General features: G+C 61.2%; 14 protein-coding genes. 7 read left to right on the top strand and 7 right to left on the bottom strand.

All coding sequences use genetic code 11. The features are described 5' to 3' along the window. Window positions 1-46: 46 nt before the first annotated feature. Entirely contained in the window at window positions 47-1,510 is a 1,464-nt protein-coding gene (locus ACJ8PL_RS20940) for a serralysin family metalloprotease (RefSeq protein WP_016929476.1), read from the bottom strand. A gap of 681 nt (window positions 1,511-2,191) precedes the next feature. On the opposite strand from ACJ8PL_RS20940, the gene ACJ8PL_RS20935 reads away from it, so the two are divergent. Beyond that, window positions 2,192-4,510 (top strand): zinc/cadmium/mercury/lead-transporting ATPase, encoded by a 2,319-nt coding sequence (locus tag ACJ8PL_RS20935; protein WP_442531362.1) that lies wholly within the window; start codon window positions 2,192-2,194, stop codon window positions 4,508-4,510. An 80-nt stretch (window positions 4,511-4,590) separates the two neighbouring features. On the opposite strand, the gene tusA is transcribed toward ACJ8PL_RS20935, so the two are convergent. Then, window positions 4,591-4,836: a sulfurtransferase TusA gene (gene tusA / locus ACJ8PL_RS20930; RefSeq protein ID WP_025304890.1), complete on the bottom strand. Its 246-nt coding sequence runs from the start codon at window positions 4,834-4,836 to the stop codon at window positions 4,591-4,593. Between the two features lie 220 nt (window positions 4,837-5,056). On the opposite strand from tusA, the gene ACJ8PL_RS20925 reads away from it, so the two are divergent. The 3 genes from ACJ8PL_RS20925 (at window position 5,057) to ACJ8PL_RS20915 (ending at window position 6,836) form a co-directional block, all read left to right on the top strand. Further along, on the top strand, window positions 5,057-5,716 hold the full coding sequence (locus ACJ8PL_RS20925) for a 7-cyano-7-deazaguanine/7-aminomethyl-7-deazaguanine transporter (protein WP_016929479.1): 660 nt from the start codon (window positions 5,057-5,059) through the stop codon (window positions 5,714-5,716). A 41-nt stretch (window positions 5,717-5,757) separates the two neighbouring features. Continuing rightward, on the top strand, window positions 5,758-6,192 hold the full coding sequence (locus tag ACJ8PL_RS20920) for a GNAT family N-acetyltransferase (protein WP_016929480.1): 435 nt from the start codon (window positions 5,758-5,760) through the stop codon (window positions 6,190-6,192). Between the two features lie 80 nt (window positions 6,193-6,272). Next, window positions 6,273-6,836 carry a DcrB family lipoprotein gene (locus ACJ8PL_RS20915; protein ID WP_016929481.1) on the top strand — a complete coding sequence of 188 codons (564 nt, stop codon included), beginning with the start codon at window positions 6,273-6,275 and terminating at the stop codon, window positions 6,834-6,836. Between the two features lie 33 nt (window positions 6,837-6,869). Here ACJ8PL_RS20915 and glpC read toward each other — a convergent pair whose 3' ends face one another. The 3 genes from glpC to glpA are packed head-to-tail and all read right to left on the bottom strand — an operon-like array spanning window position 6,870 to window position 10,973. Beyond that, on the bottom strand, window positions 6,870-8,069 hold the full coding sequence (glpC, locus tag ACJ8PL_RS20910; RefSeq protein WP_442531361.1) for an anaerobic glycerol-3-phosphate dehydrogenase subunit GlpC: 1,200 nt from the start codon (window positions 8,067-8,069) through the stop codon (window positions 6,870-6,872). Beyond that, window positions 8,066-9,334, bottom strand: coding sequence for a glycerol-3-phosphate dehydrogenase subunit GlpB (gene glpB, locus ACJ8PL_RS20905; protein WP_442531364.1), 1,269 nt, complete (start codon window positions 9,332-9,334; stop codon window positions 8,066-8,068). Before glpB ends, glpC begins: the two co-directional genes overlap by 4 nt. After that, window positions 9,324-10,973, bottom strand: coding sequence for an anaerobic glycerol-3-phosphate dehydrogenase subunit A (gene glpA, locus ACJ8PL_RS20900; RefSeq protein ID WP_016929484.1), 1,650 nt, complete (start codon window positions 10,971-10,973; stop codon window positions 9,324-9,326). The genes glpB and glpA overlap by 11 nt, the downstream gene beginning before the upstream one ends. 364 nt (window positions 10,974-11,337) lie before the next feature. Between glpA and glpT the strand changes: the two genes are divergently transcribed. Both glpT and glpQ read left to right on the top strand, forming a co-directional pair. Then, window positions 11,338-12,693, top strand: a complete 1,356-nt coding sequence (gene glpT, locus ACJ8PL_RS20895; protein ID WP_004934295.1) for a glycerol-3-phosphate transporter — start codon at window positions 11,338-11,340, stop codon at window positions 12,691-12,693. An 82-nt stretch (window positions 12,694-12,775) separates the two neighbouring features. Continuing rightward, complete coding sequence (gene glpQ, locus ACJ8PL_RS20890) at window positions 12,776-13,855, top strand: glycerophosphodiester phosphodiesterase (protein WP_015376272.1); 1,080 nt, start codon at window positions 12,776-12,778, stop codon at window positions 13,853-13,855. Between the two features lie 43 nt (window positions 13,856-13,898). Here the strand turns inward: glpQ and yigL are convergent, their stop codons facing one another. Together yigL and pldB are read right to left on the bottom strand one after the other, a co-directional pair. Further along, on the bottom strand, window positions 13,899-14,696 hold the full coding sequence (yigL, locus tag ACJ8PL_RS20885; protein WP_047025953.1) for a sugar/pyridoxal phosphate phosphatase YigL: 798 nt from the start codon (window positions 14,694-14,696) through the stop codon (window positions 13,899-13,901). Between the two features lie 4 nt (window positions 14,697-14,700). Then, window positions 14,701-15,744: a lysophospholipase L2 gene (gene pldB / locus ACJ8PL_RS20880; RefSeq protein ID WP_079452296.1), complete on the bottom strand. Its 1,044-nt coding sequence runs from the start codon at window positions 15,742-15,744 to the stop codon at window positions 14,701-14,703. 148 nt (window positions 15,745-15,892) lie between these two features. Between pldB and rhtB the strand changes: the two genes are divergently transcribed. Further along, window positions 15,893-16,513 (top strand): homoserine/homoserine lactone efflux protein, encoded by a 621-nt coding sequence (gene rhtB, locus ACJ8PL_RS20875; protein WP_004934282.1) that lies wholly within the window; start codon window positions 15,893-15,895, stop codon window positions 16,511-16,513. The last annotated feature ends 36 nt before the right edge of the window (window positions 16,514-16,549 follow it).

The following is a 16,549-nucleotide window of genomic DNA, read 5'->3' as shown; positions in this document are numbered from 1 at the left end:
CCGCATCACGCCCGGCCGAGACTGCGCCGGGCGTTCCGTTGCTGTGTTACACGATAAAGTCCGTGGCGACGTCTACCTGGCCGACGATTTTCACCAGGAAGTCCGGCGCCTGATGCCCACCGATGTTCACCGACAAATCGGTCACGTTGCTGGACGCGTTGTAGCTCAGCAGCGCCTCACCGGCCGTGCCGCTGAAGTGATCGACGAAGTGAATGAAATCGCTGCTCTGCGCTTCTTTATTGAAGAACGACAGGTCGATCTTGTCGATCCCCTTCTGGAAGTCGCGGATCCAGTCTGAAGCGCCCGGTGCGGAATCGCTGGCGGCAGAGAACACGAAGATGTCTTTGCCGGCACCGCCCCACAATTCATCCGCCCCGCCGCCGCCGAACAGCACGTCGTTACCCGCGCCGCCTTTCAGCACGTTGTTGGCCGCGTTGCCGACGATCACGTCGTTGCCGGAACCGCCAATGGCGTTCTCAATGGTCACACCGGCGGCGATCGAGACGTTGCCCTTCAGGCCGCCCACGTCGGAGAACGATTTCTCGTTCAGGTTGATGCGCTGGTTAGCGGTGTAACCGGAGAAGTCGAAGGTATCGTTGCCGCCCGCATCCCAGGCCGCAAAGATCACTTTCTGCGAGTTGCTGGTGGTGCTGAGGAAGTCACGACCGGTATTGGAGTTAAAGCCGTACACGGTGTCGCCGGTGCGGGTCGACAGGTTGGCGCCATACAGATGCTGAATGGCGGCAATGTCATCCAGCAGCGGAGCCGCGGCATAGTGACCGCCGTTGTCGCCACCGGTATTGGTTTCACTCCAGTAGCTCATCAGGCTGAACTGGCGGGTATCTTCCGCATAGGTGACATCTCTATAGGTCGGGTTGCCCTCACCGGCGTTGTAGTCGCCCGGGTGGCTCAGGCCCAGCGCATGGCCAATCTCATGGGTGAACGTCTGGCGGCCGTAGTCTTCGGTCGCCGGATGCTTCACGTTGGATTGGTTGACGTTGTACCAGGTCTGGCCGCCCAAATCCTGGCCCTGCCAAATGGTGTTCGGCAGGAAGGCGTAGGCCTGGGTGCCGTAATCATAGTGGCCGGGACGATCCTGGCTGTAATTGCCGAAGGTGATATTGGCCTTTTGACCGGCCGCCACTTCGGTGAAGGTGATATTGGCGACGTCGGCCCAGGACTGCAGCGACAGCTTAGCCTGCTGCTGCTGTTCCGCGCTGAACTTGCTCAGCCCGGTGTCGCCGGCGACGTTGGTGGAAGAGAACTTATAGTCCGGGAACGAGAAGGTTAATTTGACCGGCTGGCCAAATACCTTGTAACCGTTCCAGGTTTGGTTCTCACGGGTAATAAACAGCCCAGCTTGCTCGTTAGAAAATGAATCCTTGCCATTAATCTGAATCCCGTTACCCCGCTCATGATAATGCAGCAGGTCGTCTACAGCATCGTAACCGGTTGTCGCGGCAGCGAGGCTGGATTCAGTAATTTCAATTGCCTTTTTAGTAGATTGCATTGGTTCGATTCCACTCATTACCTGATTGATATCAATCAGACAGATAGACATAACCTCCCCGTAAGCCACGGTTAATGAACCTCAAGCTTGCTGGAAGGGGCTTATGCGCCGTTACCGGCAGTGTGTTAGGTAGAATTAATGCATATATATCAGCAAATAAGATCACCATTAAAAATGGTAATCGATTCCAATTATAGGCAGGACCGTAAAACTGCACATAAAATAATCAACCATTTATTATCGCAACGAAAGTTTGTTATGCTGCTTTTTAGGCTTCTTTACAAAGCAAATGAAACTTGATGAGGATAAGTTGGCACCAAACTTCAATAGCAATGCGGCCTGCAGACTCAAGCGAATCATGCTGGCTTTACTCGGGGGAAAAGGTAAATTTTGCTAAAGCGTTATAGATTAATAACTCTTTATTATTAGGTCGGGCGATTTTTTAGTTTCTATAGGAATATTATTTTCTTATTTAAACTAACGGCAGCGAGCCTTTTCGCCCAAATAGGGGATAAGAAAAGCCGATATATTTAAATTCGCATTATTCATTATTGAATGATTCCCCCTTTCTACGCTTGAACGTCGTTAGCAATAATTCTCATCCGGCGCTTGACTCTGGAGTGGACTCCAGGGTGTAGAGTCAGTTGAGCAAACCCGTTTAACAGCCCGAAGGGGGACGTTATGCACAATCAGCAAAACCATAATCATCAGGAACATTACCACGCCGAAGGCGGATGCGGCTGCAACCACAGCCACAGCAAAACTCAACATGGCTGCAGCAGCGAACCGAAAAACGCCGCCGCACAGGCCGAACACGCCCACCATCATCACGATCATGGCGATAGCGGCTGCTGCACCGCCGCGCCCGACGATCCGGACGAGGAAAGCGACAGGCTGGCCGCCGCTCCCCCTTCCGGCAGCCAACGTTTCAGCTGGAAAGTCACCGGCATGGACTGCCCCAGCTGCGCCAAAAAAATCGAAAATGCCGTCACGGCACTTCCCGGCGTCGACAGCGCGCGCGTGTTGTTCGCCACCGAGAAACTGGTGGTCGACGCACAGTCCGATATCAGCCTGCGGATCCAGGACGCGGTCGCTCAGGCCGGTTTTACCCTGCTCGGCGCTCAGACCGCCAAAGCCGCCGCGCCGAAAACCTCACGCTTCGGCGAATTCGCGCCGCTGCTGCTGTTAACCACCCTGATGGTGGTCAGTTGGGCGCTGGATCGGGTTAACCCGGAGCTGGGCCGCATCGCCTTTATCGCCACCACGCTGGTCGGGTTGGCGCCGGTCGCCGCCAAGGCGCTGCGTTTGATTCGTTCCGGTACGCCGTTCGCCATCGAAACGCTGATGAGCGTGGCGGCCATCGGCGCGCTGTTCATCGGCGCCACCGCCGAAGCGGCGATGGTGCTGCTGCTGTTTATGGTCGGCGAACTGCTGGAATCCTACGCCGCCAACCGCGCACGGCGCGGGGTGACGGCGCTGATGGAGCTGGTGCCTGAAGATGCGCTGCTGCTGCAAGGCACGGAACGCAAACGCGTGCCGGTCGCCAGCCTGCGCCCCGGCGACGTGATTGAAATCGCGCCCGGCGGGCGCCTGCCGGCCGACGCCGAGCTGCTCAATCCGTTCGCCAGCTTCGATGAAAGCGCCCTGACCGGCGAATCGGTGCCGGTCGAGCGCCAACAGGGTGAGAAAGTGGCCGCCGGCAGCCTGTCCGTCGATCAGGCGGCGCAGATGAAGGTGATCTCCGAGCCTGGCAAAAACGCCATCGACCGCATTTTGCAGCTGATTGAAGAGGCCGAAGAGCGCCGCGCGCCGATCGAACGCTTCCTCGATCGCTTCAGCCGCTACTACACCCCGGCCATTATGCTGCTGGCGGTCGCGGTGATCCTGGTACCGCCGCTGCTGTTCTCACAGCCGTGGGAGACCTGGATCTATCGCGGCCTGACGCTGCTGCTGATCGGCTGTCCATGCGCGCTGGTGATCTCAACGCCGGCGGCCATCACATCCGGGCTGGCGGCCGCCACGCGGCGCGGCGCGCTGATTAAAGGCGGCGCGGCGCTGGAGCAACTGGGCCAGATTCAAACCATCGCCTTCGATAAGACCGGCACCCTGACCGAAGGCAAGCCGACGGTCACCGACGTGCTGCCTATCGGCGCGCTGACCGAACAACGGCTGTTGCAGCTTGCCGCCGCGGTGGAAGCCGGTTCACATCACCCGCTGGCGCAGGCGATCATCAACCGCGCCGCCGCAAGCGGGGCTGAGTTGCCGCTGGCGCAGGCGCGCCGCGCGCTGGCCGGCGTCGGCGTGGAAGGGATCGTGGACGGCAAGACCGTGCTGATCAGTGCGCCGGGCAAGCTGGCGCCGGGCCTGCTCGCCACCCAATGGCAGAACCAGGTAGACAAGCTGGAAAACGCCGGTAAAACGGCGGTGGTGGTGCTGGAAGACGGCGCGCCCATCGGTTTGCTGGCGCTGCGCGATACGCTGCGCGGCGACGCCAGGCAGGCGATAGCCGAACTGAACGCGCTGGGCATTCGCGGCGTGATGCTGACCGGCGACAACCCGCGCGCCGCCGCGGCGATCGCCGGCGAGCTGGGCCTCGACTATCGCGCCGGTCTGCTGCCGGAAGATAAGGTCAGCGCGGTCACCGAACTGAGCGAACTGCGCCCGACGGCGATGATCGGCGACGGCATCAACGACGCCCCGGCGATGAAAGCCTCCAGCATCGGCATCGCCATGGGCAGCGGCACCGACGTGGCATTGGAAACCGCCGACGCCGCCCTGACCCACAATCGGCTGGTGGGCGTCGCGGAGATGATCCGCATCTCGCGCGCCACCCACGCCAATATCCGGCAAAACATCACCATCGCGCTGGGGTTGAAAGGGGTCTTCCTGATCACCAGCCTGCTGGGGCTGACCGGGCTGTGGCTGGCGGTGCTGGCCGACTCCGGCGCCACCGCGCTGGTCACCGCCAACGCGCTGCGGCTATTGAGAAAGCGCAGCTAAGTTTGGAAACAAACACGGGCGCGGCATACCGCGCCCGTTGTCATTTGGGGGAGGGAACTTTTAACTCGGCCGCGCCGCCGTTAGACGCCTTTACGCAGCAGATAACGGTATGGCGCCTGCTCGGTCTCCTGCGCCACCAGCGTGTGCTCCATAAAGCGGCAGAACCCCGGGATATCGCGGGTGGTGGCCGGATCGTCGGCGATAATCAGCAGCGTTTCGCCGTTGTCCATATGGCGCACGGTTTTGCGCACCATCATCACCGGTTCCGGGCAACGCAGCCCCAGCGCATCGAGCGTCTGGTCTGCCTGGGCAAATAAGTCAGTCATGCAATTTTTCTCGTTCAAAAACGATCGGCGAACGCTCGCCGCATCTCATTAGCGCCTAGTTTACGCCGGTAGTTTTTCTGCGCAAGATGCGTTAACGTTTGCGTTAAATTTAACCATTGCATTGGTTGCGCAAACGCGTATCATGCCGCCGCGCAGCGTTTTTTGCTGTTTTGACAAGACACACTGGGTTCCCTCACCCCACTGCTAAAAAGGCTACAACATGTATTCGTTTACCGCACAGCAGCGCTTCACCGCGTTGGTCTGGCTTTCGCTGTTTCATATCGCCATCATTACCTCCAGCAACTACCTGGTGCAGCTGCCGATCACCGTTTTCGGCTTCCATACCACCTGGGGCGCCTTTACCTTCCCGTTTATCTTCCTGGCGACCGATCTGACCGTACGCATTTTCGGCGCGCCGCTGGCGCGACGCATTATCCTGGCGGTGATGGTGCCGGCGCTATTCATCTCTTATGTGATCTCCACCGTCACCTATCAGGGAGAATGGCAGGGCTTCGCGGCGCTGAGCAGTTTTAACCTGTTCGTGGCGCGCATCGCTGTCGCCAGCTTTATGGCCTATGTGCTCGGCCAGATCCTCGACGTACACGTCTTCAACCGCCTGCGCCAACGCAGCGCCTGGTGGGTGGCGCCGGCGGCGGCGATGTTCCTCGGCAACATCAGCGATACGCTGGCGTTCTTCTTCATCGCCTTTTATAAGAGCAGCGATCCCTTCATGGCCAACAACTGGGTGGAGATCGCGCTGGTGGATTACAGCTTCAAGGTGATGATCTGCCTGCTGTTCTTCCTGCCGATGTACGGCGTGTTGCTGAACATGCTGCTCAAACGCATCGCGGCGCGCAGCGGCGGCCTGCAGCCGGGCTGAGTCGTGTTATTCTGGGCGGCCTTATCCTTTGGAGGCCGCTCATGACCCCAATCGTCCGCACCGCCACGCTCGAAGACATCCACCGCCTTTACCAACGCATCCCCGAATTCGGCGGCCTGCATAGCCTGGCCGATCTGCAGCAACGTATCGGCGCCGCCCCCGCCAGCCTGTTGATCGCCGAGATAGCCGGACAGCCGGCCGGTTTCAAACTCGGTTATCAACGGCAGGAAACGGTGTTTTACAGCTGGCTGGGCGGCGTGCTGCCGGCATTTCGTCGCCACGGCGTGGCGCAGGCCTTGTTGGCTGAACAGGAACGTTGGGCGCGGGCGCAGGGCTATCGCCAACTGACGGTCAAAACCCGTAACCGGTTCCGCGCCATGCTGACGATGCTGATCGCCCACCACTATCAGATTGTTCAGCTGGAAAAGAAAGGCGAAGTGGCTGATTATCGGCTATTACTGGAAAAAAACTTGTGACAACATCTGCCTTGCATTTCAACCTGGAATAGGTTGCGATACGACAGTGAATCCCTACCGGAAAGGAAGAAGGAAGCCCGATGCGTAAAGTAGCGAAATTGATGGGTATCAGCCTGCTGGCGCTTGGCCTCGCGGCCTGCGACGGCGAAACCAAAGACACCAAGGCAGCGCCAGACGGCGCGGCGGCCAGCGCGCCGGCCGGGCAGCAGGTGAGCCTGCTGGACGGTAAACTGGCGTTCACCCTGCCGGTCGGCATGGCGGATCAGAGCGGTAAGCTGGGCAACCAGGCCAACAACATGCATGTTTACGCAGACAGCACCGGTCAACGCGCGGTGATCGTCATCTTGGGCGACAAGACCGCCGACAGCCTGGAGACTCTGGCCAAACGCCTGGAGAATACCCAGCGCGCACGTGACGCCAACCTGCAGGTGATCACCAACAAGGCGCTCGACGTCAACGGCGTGCCGCTGCGTCAGCTGGACAGCATCATCACCAGCGGCGGTGAAAAGGCTTATTCTTCCGTCCTGATCGGTTCGCTGAACAACAACATGCTGACCATCCAGGTAACGCTGCCGGCAGACAATCAGCAGCAGGCGCAGACTGAAGCCGAAGGCATCATCTCTACCCTGAAGCTGAAACAGTAATCCCGCAGGGGCCGGCCTGCCGGCCCTTTCGTTTTATGCCAACGCCTGCGCCAGCAGGGTGATCGGATGTTCGCAGCGCTTGCTGGTGGACATTTCTATCTGCCATTTGCAGGTCTCGCAGTCGGTCACCACCAGATCCACCCCGCTCTCTTCTATCTGCCGGAACAGCGGCGCGCCGATGCGTTGGGACGTGGCGTAGTTCTCCGATTTGAACCCGTAGGTGCCGGCGATGCCACAGCACTGCGAATCCAGCACCACCAGCTCCAGCCCCGGTATCTGCCGCAGCAGCTCCAGGGTGTAGGCGGTCCAGCCCATCTTCTCCATATGGCAAGGCGTGTGATACGCCACCCGCAGCGACGTGCGTTTCAGCGGCAGGCTGCGCCCCTGATTGATCAGGCGATAGAGATAGCGCGTCGCCAGCTCCACCCGATCGCGCACCGGGGTGGTGTCTACGTCCAGCAAGTGGGGGTATTCGTCGCGCAGGGTGAAGGTGCAGCTCGATGAGGTCGCCACTACCGGAATGCCGCGCTCCAGCACCGTTTCATGCAGCGACTCGGCGTTAACCCTGGCCTGCTTCTTGGCCTGCTCGATAAACCCGTTGGCGATCAGCGGCACGCCGCAGCATTTCTCGCGCTTCAGCAACTGCACGCCGATATCCAGCGCATTGAACACCCGGATCAAATCCTTGCCCAGCTGCGGGTGGTTATAGTTGACGAAGCAGCCGTGGAAAAACGCCACCTGCTCGGCGTAACGCTGCTGCGCCTGCGCCTGTTGCCGGTACCAGCGGCGGAAGGTGCCGAACGAGTATTTCGGCAGTTCGCGGCGGTGATCGATCTTCAACGCCTTGTCCAGCAGCTTGCGCACCGGTTTCAGCCCGGTGGCGGCGTTGACGATCGGCGCAAACGGCGTCGACAGCGAGCCCATGATATCGGTGTGGCTGAGGATGGCGTCACGCAGCGTCGGCTTGCTCTGGGCGAAGTCGGCGCGGGCGCGCTGAATAATGTCGCCGATTTTGACGTCGGACGGGCAGGCCACTTCACAACGCTTGCAGTTGGTGCAGTATTTCAGCGCTTCGTCGTACAGCGCCGGGTCTTTCAGCCGCAGCCGCTCGCCGTCCGGCCCCGCCTGTTTCGGCCCCGGATAGAGCGGGTTCACTTTGGCGACCGGGCAGTAGGTGGTGCAGACGGTACATTTGATGCAGCTTTCAAAGCTGTGGTCCTGATGCAGGCTCATACGCACTCCTCCGCGGCGATCTGCTGCGCGACGTGCAGCGCACCGATCAATGACACGCCGGCGCCGCAGCCCTGCTGCAGCGGATCGTAGCCGCCGGCGACCGCGCCGATGGCATACAGATTGTCGAACGGCATTCCCTGCTTCATCGCCCGCAGCCTGCCGTCGGTGCGCACGCCAAACTGCAGATAAGGCTGCGGCGCGAACAGCTCGCGCCGGCTCCAGTCGGCGCGATCGGCGCGGCTGTGCACGTCCAGCCCGAAGATCGGCTCGCGTACCCGGTCGAAATCGGCCACCAGCCCATTGCTGAAGAAGCTGCCGCTGGCCAGCACCACCTGCTGCGCCCGCAGCGGAATATCGCCGTGGTTGCGGGTGTACAAACCGGTGATGCGACCGGCCTCGCTCTCGGCGCGCAGCACGCTGTCGCCGGGCATGAAAACGCCGCCCAGCTGCTGAAAACGCCGCCGCAGCGCCTGATGCAAGCGCATGCCGGGCACCGAAGGCGGCAGCGTCGGCAGCAGCCGGATCGGCTTGCCGACCGCATCCTGCAGCACCGCCAGCGACGCGTCATCCTCCAGGCCCAGACAGGCCGGCAGGAATAGCGCCTCGGCCTCGCCCGCCAGCCGCCGCAGCTCCTCGGCCATCGGCGGCAGGTTTTCCATCAAATCCAGAACCCGGGCGATGTTCACCGCGCGGAACTCGCTGGGGTTATTGCGCAATCTGTCCAGCGCCGGCATGTGCAGATAGGCTACCTCCGTCTCTACGCCGAGCTCGCGGCTCAAGGCGTCGGCGGCCATCTGCGGCTGGAAGTCGAGGAAACCCTCGATGCCGATCACCGCGATGCGCCGCCATGGCAGTTGGCCGGTCAGCGGCAGCGTCGGGATCGCCTGCGGGCTGAGCCAGGTGGCGCGGCGCGTGCCAAGCGGCGTAATGCGCAGATGGTTGTTGGCTCCCTCGCCCTGCAGGTGCAGCCCGCAGCGCTCCAGCAACCGCTGCGCGGCGGCGGACAGCGCCGCCACCCGGCCGGGCCCGATCAGGGCGTACGGATGCTGCGGCGCCTGTTGCGCCAGCTGCGGCAACGCCGCCAGCGGCATCTCGACCGGCGTGCCGTCCGGCAATCTCGCCAGCAGATCGAGCGAGCCGGAGGAGAAGTAGAGCGCGCTCTGGCCAGAACTGACCACCGCGCAGCGCTTGCCCTGTTCGGCCACGGCAATGGCGCAGCTCAGGCCCGCCAGGCCGCCGCCAATCACCACTACGTCAAATCGCATCATCCGCCTCCTGCTCTTTGTCTGCCTGGGCCTCAAGCCCGCATAATCCCTGGTAAACCCAACTGGTAAATTCACTCTCGCGCAGCGCGTCGCCCCAGGCGATCGGCCGCACGCCTTTCCAGCGTTCGTTGAGGAACTGCGACAGCTGCACGATGGATTGCTGCGGCGTGCTGACCTTGAAGCGCGTCAGCAGTCCGGCGGCGCGGCAGGCGCAGAGTTCCCCCTGGCAGGTGCCCATGCCGACGCGGGTGCGGCGACGCAGATCCACCAGGTTATTGACGGTCAGCGAATTGACCGCATAGCGCACTTCCCCGGCGGTCACCGCCTCGCATTCGCACACCAGGCTGGTGTCGAGCCGATCGGCCGCCGGCACCTGGCTGGCGCGATCGCCGTGCCGGTAGATCGCCGAGCCGCGAATGCTGGCGGGCAGTGAGACCACGCTGCGCACCGTTTCCTCCGCCGACTGGCGGGATCCGGGCAACGCGTCCTGCGCGGTGGTGCACGGGCGGTTTACGCCAAGCTTTTCGCACACCTTGTCGGTGGCCCACTCCGCCATCAGACGGTAGGTCATCAGCTTGCCGCCGGTGATGGTGATAAACCCTTCCAGCCCGTCGCGGCTGGCGTGATCAAGCAGCACGATGCCGCGGCTGACGTTGCGCCCGCTGGGATCGTCGTCGCTGGCCACCAGCGGCCGCACCCCGGCATAGGCGCGCAGAATGCGGGTCTGCGCCAGAGTGGGCGCCAGCAGCGCCCCTTCGCGGATCAGAATGTCCACCTCCTGCGGCGTCACCAGCATGTTATCGATTTGGTCGTAGTCGATATGGGTCGAGGTGGTGCCGATCAGCGAGATGGTGTCGCCCGGCACCAGGATGTCGGCGTCCGCCGGTTTGCGGCAACGGTTGATCACCATATTGTTGATGCGGTGACCGAGGATCAGCAGCGCTCCCTTGGCTGGGAACATGCGGATGCGCAAATCGGCGTATTCGGCGATCTGCTGGCCCCAGATGCCGGCGGCGTTAACCACCACCGGTGCGTGCAGCTCATAGCGCCGCTGATTCTGATGGTCGTAAACGCGCACGCCCGTCACCCGGTCGCCGCTGCGCAGCAGCCCCACCACCTGGTGGTAAGTCAGGATCTGCGCGCCGTGTTCGCGCGCGTCCAGCATGTTGGCGGCGGTCAGCCGGAAAGGATCGACGGTGCCGTCCGGCACCCGCACCGCGCCGATCAGCGCCGGGTTAGCCGCCGGCTCCAGCCGCAGCGCCAGCTGCGGGTCGATCGCCTCGGCGTCGATGTCGGCCTGGCGGCAGGCGGCGATAAACTGCTGCTGATAGTCCAGCGAGTCCTGCGGCAGGGTGATGAACAGCCCATCGGTGCGCTCGATACAGTGATGCGCGATGCGTTTCAGGATGCGGTTCTCTTCGATGCACTCGCGCGCCGACTCGCCGTCGGTCACCGCATAGCGCGCGCCGCTGTGCAGCAAGCCGTGGTTGCGGCCGGTGGCGCCGGTGGCGATGTCGTGACGCTCCAGCAAAATGCAGCGCAAGCCGCGCCGCGCACAATCGCGGGCAATGCCTGCGCCGGTGGCGCCGCCGCCGATGATGATCACATCCGTTTCGCCGCCGTCAAAATAGCTGCTCATGTCGCTCCCTCAGGATCGGTAGTTATGAGCCTATTGAGCCACGGTTATTAGGGTCTTTGTTTGATAAGGAACAAGAACGAACATAAAACGAAATAAAAATGTCCAAAAAAAACCATCAATGTGATCATAATCACGATTTTTGGACGTTTTTCTATTTCATAACGTTAACGAATCGCTCAAAATCCGCCGTGGTTTCATGAAAGTGTAACAATTGCGCCATTCGTCACAGCGACACCAGGCGTATTTGATGACAATGGCGCTCGTTATGGAACACAAAAACACCACATTCGATATCCGCTCAATCATCAAATGAACGTAAAAGGTCATATTGATGTGATAACAGATAAAGCCATCGGAGGCGCTCATGTTGAGTATTTTTAAGCCGGCCGCACACATCGCCCGTGTGCCGAGCGATAAGGTAGACCCGCTCTACCGTAAGCTGCGCTGGCAAATTTTCCTGGGGATCTTCTTCGGTTACGCCGCTTACTATCTGGTGCGTAAGAACTTCACCCTGGCCATGCCATACCTGATCGAACAAGGCTTCAGCCGCGGCGACCTCGGCTTCGCGCTGTCGGGCATCTCCATCGCCTACGGCTTCTCCAAATTCATCATGGGTTCGGTCTCCGACCGTTCCAACCCGCGAGTGTTCCTGCCTGCCGGCCTGATCCTGGCGGCGGCGGTGATGTTGTTCATGGGCTTCGTGCCGTGGGCCACCTCCAGCATCGCCATCATGTTCGTCCTGCTGTTCCTGTGCGGCTGGTTCCAGGGCATGGGTTGGCCGCCGTGCGGCCGCACCATGGTGCACTGGTGGTCGCAGAAAGAACGCGGCGGCATCGTTTCCATCTGGAACTGCGCCCACAACGTGGGTGGCGGCCTGCCGCCGCTGCTGTTCCTGCTGGGCATGGCCTGGTTCAACGACTGGCACGCGGCGCTGTACATGCCGGCCTTCGGCGCCATCCTGGTGGCCCTGATCGCCTTCGCCCTGATGCGCGACACCCCGCAATCCTGCGGCCTGCCGCCGATTGAAGAGTACAAAAACGACTACCCGGACGACTACAGCGAAAAAGACGAAGAAGAGCTGACCGCCAAGCAGATCTTCATGCAGTACATCCTGCCGAACAAGCTGCTGTGGTACATCGCGGTCGCCAACGTGTTCGTCTACCTGCTGCGTTACGGCATTCTGGACTGGTCGCCGACTTACCTGAAAGAAGTGAAGCACTTCGCGCTGGACAAGTCTTCCTGGGCTTACTTCCTGTACGAATACGCCGGTATCCCGGGCACCCTGCTGTGCGGCTGGATGTCGGACAAAGTGTTCAAAGGCAACCGCGGCGCCACCGGCGTGTTCTTCATGACGCTGGTGACCATCGCCACCGTGGTGTTCTGGATGAACCCGGCCGGTAACCCGACCGTAGACATGATCTGTATGCTGGTCATCGGCTTCCTGATCTACGGCCCGGTGATGCTGATCGGCCTGCACGCGCTGGAGCTGGCGCCGAAGAAAGCCGCCGGCACCGCCGCGGGCTTCACCGGCCTGTTCGGCTACCTGGGCGGCTCGGTCGCGGCCAGCGCCATCGTCGGCTACACCGTAGACTTCTTCGGTTGGGACGGCGGCTTCATGGTGATGATCGGCGGCGGCGTGCTGGCGGTTATCCTGCTGCTGCTGACCATGCTGAACGAAAAGAAACACCACGCGGAAATCGCAGCCGGCAAACGCGGCTAAGCGTCACACGACTTTTGCATGATTTAAAGGCCGCCCTGCGGCCTTTTTACTACCCTGCCCCCAACAACATGGAGAAAACGGAATGCGGACTCAAGTCAAAGCCCTGCTGACAGGGATCATTCTCGCCACCTCAATGGTCAGCGCCGCGCAGGCGGCGGACAAAGTGGTGATCGCCCACCGCGGCGCCAGCGGCTACCTGCCGGAACACACTCTGCCGGCGAAGGCGATGGCCTACGCGCAAGGCGCCGATTACCTCGAACAAGATCTGGTGATGACCAAAGACAACGAGCTGGTGGTGCTGCACGACCATTACCTCGATCGCGTCACCGACGTCGCCGAACGCTTCCCGGACCGCGCGCGCAAAGACGGCCGTTATTACGCCATCGACTTTACGCTAGCGGAGATCAAATCGCTGAAGTTCACCGAAGGCTTTGAAATCGAAAACGGCAAGAAAGTGCAGGGCTACCCTGGCCGCTTCCCGATGGGCAAATCCGACTTCCGCGTGCACACCTTCCAGGAAGAGATCGAGTTCGTGCAGGGTCTGAACCATTCGACCGGCAAGAACATCGGCATCTACCCTGAAATCAAGGCGCCGTGGTTCCACAAACAGGAAGGCAAAGACATCTCCAGCAAAGTGCTGGCGGTGCTCAAGCAGTACGGCTACACCGGCAAGAACGACAACGTCTACCTGCAGTGCTTCGACGCCAACGAGCTCAAACGCATCAAGAACGAGCTGGAACCGAAGCTGGGCATGGATCTGAAGCTGGTGCAGCTGATCGCCTATAACGACTGGCAGGAAACCTACGAGCAGAAAGCCGACGGCAAGTGGGTGGAATACGACTACGACTGGATGTTCAAACCGGGCGCGATGAAGAAAATCGCTCAGTATGCCGACGGCATCGGGCCGGACTACCACATGCTGGTGGTGGCGGATCAATCCAAGCCGGGCCACATCGTGCTGACCGACATGGTGAAAGAAGCGCACGCCAGCAAGCTGGCGGTGCATCCGTTCACCATCCGCGCCGATGCGCTGCCGAAGTATGTGACCGACGTAAACCAGCTGTATGACGTGATTTACAACCAGGCCGGCGTCGACGGCGTGTTCACCGACTTCCCGGACAAGGGCGTGCAGTTCCTGCAGAAGCAGGGCCAGCACAAGTAATGCCAAGGGCGCCGCAAGGCGCCCTTATTATTTAAAGGTTATTTCAGAGGAACATCTTGCGCAGGTAGTGCGGCACCGCGTTATCGACGTTGGAACCGATCACTTCCAGCTCCGGCAGCATGTCCTTCAGGCGCTGATGCGCGTCGCGCATGATGCAGCCCTTGCCGGCCATCGACAACATCTCCAGATCGTTCATGCCGTCGCCGAAGGCGATGCACTCTTGCAGCGTATAGCCGATGATCTTGGCCACTTCTTCCAGCGCATGCCCTTTCGACACGCCGCCCGCCATGACTTCCAGGCAGGTCGGGAACGAGAAGCTGACGTTGACCCGATCGCCCCAGCGCGCGTTGATGGCGTCTTCCACCTGCAGCAACCGCTCGTGATCTTCACAGGTGAAGTAAACCTTGCAGACGCCGTCGGTTTCCAGCAGGCCCGGCTCAAACAACTGATATTTGAACACTGACTCCTGGAAGAATTCTTCCTGCTCCGGGCTTTCGCGGTTGGTAAACCAATCGTCGTTACGGTAGACGTTGGTGGTGATATCCGGATCGTCGTGCAGCATGCCGTACAGATCGCGGGCGATATCTTCGTCCAGGTTGTGGCTGAAAATCAGTTCGCCGGCGGTGTTGTGCACCCGTGCGCCGTTGGAAGTGATCATAAAGGCGCTGATCTCCAGGCTGTCGCGGATCTGCGCCACGTCGATATGGTGGCGGCCGGTAGCGAACACGAAATGCACGCCGCGCTGAGTCAGCAACTTCAGCGTTTCTTTAGCGTACGGCGACAGGGTATGGTCGGGAGACAGCAGCGTGCCATCTAAATCGGAAGCGACGACGTGATACATAGCGTTATGTTCTAACCTCTGATGGAGTTGTCGGCGGCAGCGCGCCGCCTAAGTGTTGAGCAAAGAAGCGCAGAATTGCGTTCAGTGCTTCGGCGCGCAGCGCGTCCCGCTCGAACAGGATCTCATGGCGTGCGCCGTTGATAACCCACGGGAGCCCCCCTTCGCAAGGGCGCCCCGCGTCTGACAGAGCCTGACAAAAAGCCTGGTGCGAACGGTTGTCGACTACCCGTTCTTCACCGGCCTGCAAAAGCAACAGCGGCGTGGTGATCTCCCCGGCCTGCGCGATAATCTGCCGGCCGGCGCGGATGCTCTCCCGCACCCAATGGTAGGTCGGCCCGCCCACCTGCAGCTCGGGGTAATCGGCATAATAGCGCAGGCTGCGCCGGTAACGCTCGCGGCTATGGGTCAACACGTTGACCACATAGGGCAACGGACGCCACTGGCCGGTGCCCACCGCGTAATAATCGCGGATCGCCGGGCGGGTCTCCGCCCAGTCGAGAATGCGATCGGCCAGCCAACCCGGCATCGGCAACCGGATGCCGAACATCGGCGCGCAAAACGCCGCCGCGTCGAACGCCTGCGGCCGGCGCTGCAGGAACTGCGCCAGGATCGCGCAGCCCATCGAATGCGCCAGCGCGAAGCGCTGCCGATAACCGCGCGATTCGACCTCGCGCAGCCACAGCTGCTCGAAATCGTCCACGTAGTCGGCGAAGTTTACCACATGACCGCGGTGCGTATCCGCCAGTAAACGCCCGGAACGCCCCTGGCCGCGATGATCGACGATCACCACGTCGTAGCCGCAGTGGAACAGATCGTAGGCCACCTCGGGGTATTTCACATAGCTTTCGATGCGGCCGGGGCTGACCACCACCACGCGCTGATGCCGCGCGGAACTGAAGCGCACAAAGCGGATCGGCACGCCGTCCACGCCGCTGAATTCGCCTTCTTCGCGCTGCCGCCAGAAATCCAGCAGCGGCCCGGTGGCGAAGGCAGCGAACTGCGTTTCACGCGTTAACCAGTCATCGGAGCTGAGAGTGAACGAGGTCATCGAGAGCGTTTTCCCTGTGGGGCCGGCGGAAAAATGTGACCGCTGGCACAAGAAATCATACTAGCGTATTGTGATTCAATTCTTACAAAAACGGCGCCGCCTCGGCGCATTGTGGCACAAAACGACACTTTCAGGGAGCCGAAGCACCATGACCTTGGACTGGTGGTTAACCTATCTGCTGACCACGCTTATCCTGAGCCTCTCCCCCGGTTCAGGCGCCATCAATACCATGAGCACCGGCATCAGCCACGGCTATCGCGGCGCCGCCGCGTCGATCGCCGGGCTGCAGGTCGGGTTGAGCGCGCACATCGTGCTGGTGGGCATCGGCCTCGGCGCGCTGATATCGCAATCGCTGCTGGCGTTCGAGCTGCTGAAATGGCTGGGCGCCGCCTACCTGGTGTGGCTCGGCATCCAGCAATGGCGCGCCGCCGGGGCGCTGGATCTGCATGCGCTGGCGGGCAGCATGCCGCGCCGCCGTCTGTTCCGCCGCGCGGTGCTGGTCAACCTGACCAACCCGAAAAGCATCGTGTTCCTCGCCGCGCTGTTCCCGCAGTTCATCTTGCCCAATCAGCCCCAGGCTGAGCAGTATCTGGTGCTCGGCGTCACCACCGTGGTGGTGGATATTCTGGTGATGATCGGTTACGCCACCCTGGCGACGCGCATCGCCGGCTGGCTGAGAACGCCGCGCCAGATGCAGCTGCTCAACCGACTGTTCGGTTCGCTGTTCATTCTGGTGGCGGGGCTGCTGGCGACCGCCCGCAAAGCCTGACAAAAAAGGCCGGGCATCGCTGCTCGGCCTTGGGCA

The sequence above is a fragment of the Serratia sp. CY83965 genome, from assembly GCF_052166375.1.
Classification (GTDB): domain Bacteria; phylum Pseudomonadota; class Gammaproteobacteria; order Enterobacterales; family Enterobacteriaceae; genus Serratia; species Serratia marcescens.
Note: the sequence above shows the minus strand (reverse complement) of the source record. Positions and strands in the feature narration are given on the sequence as shown.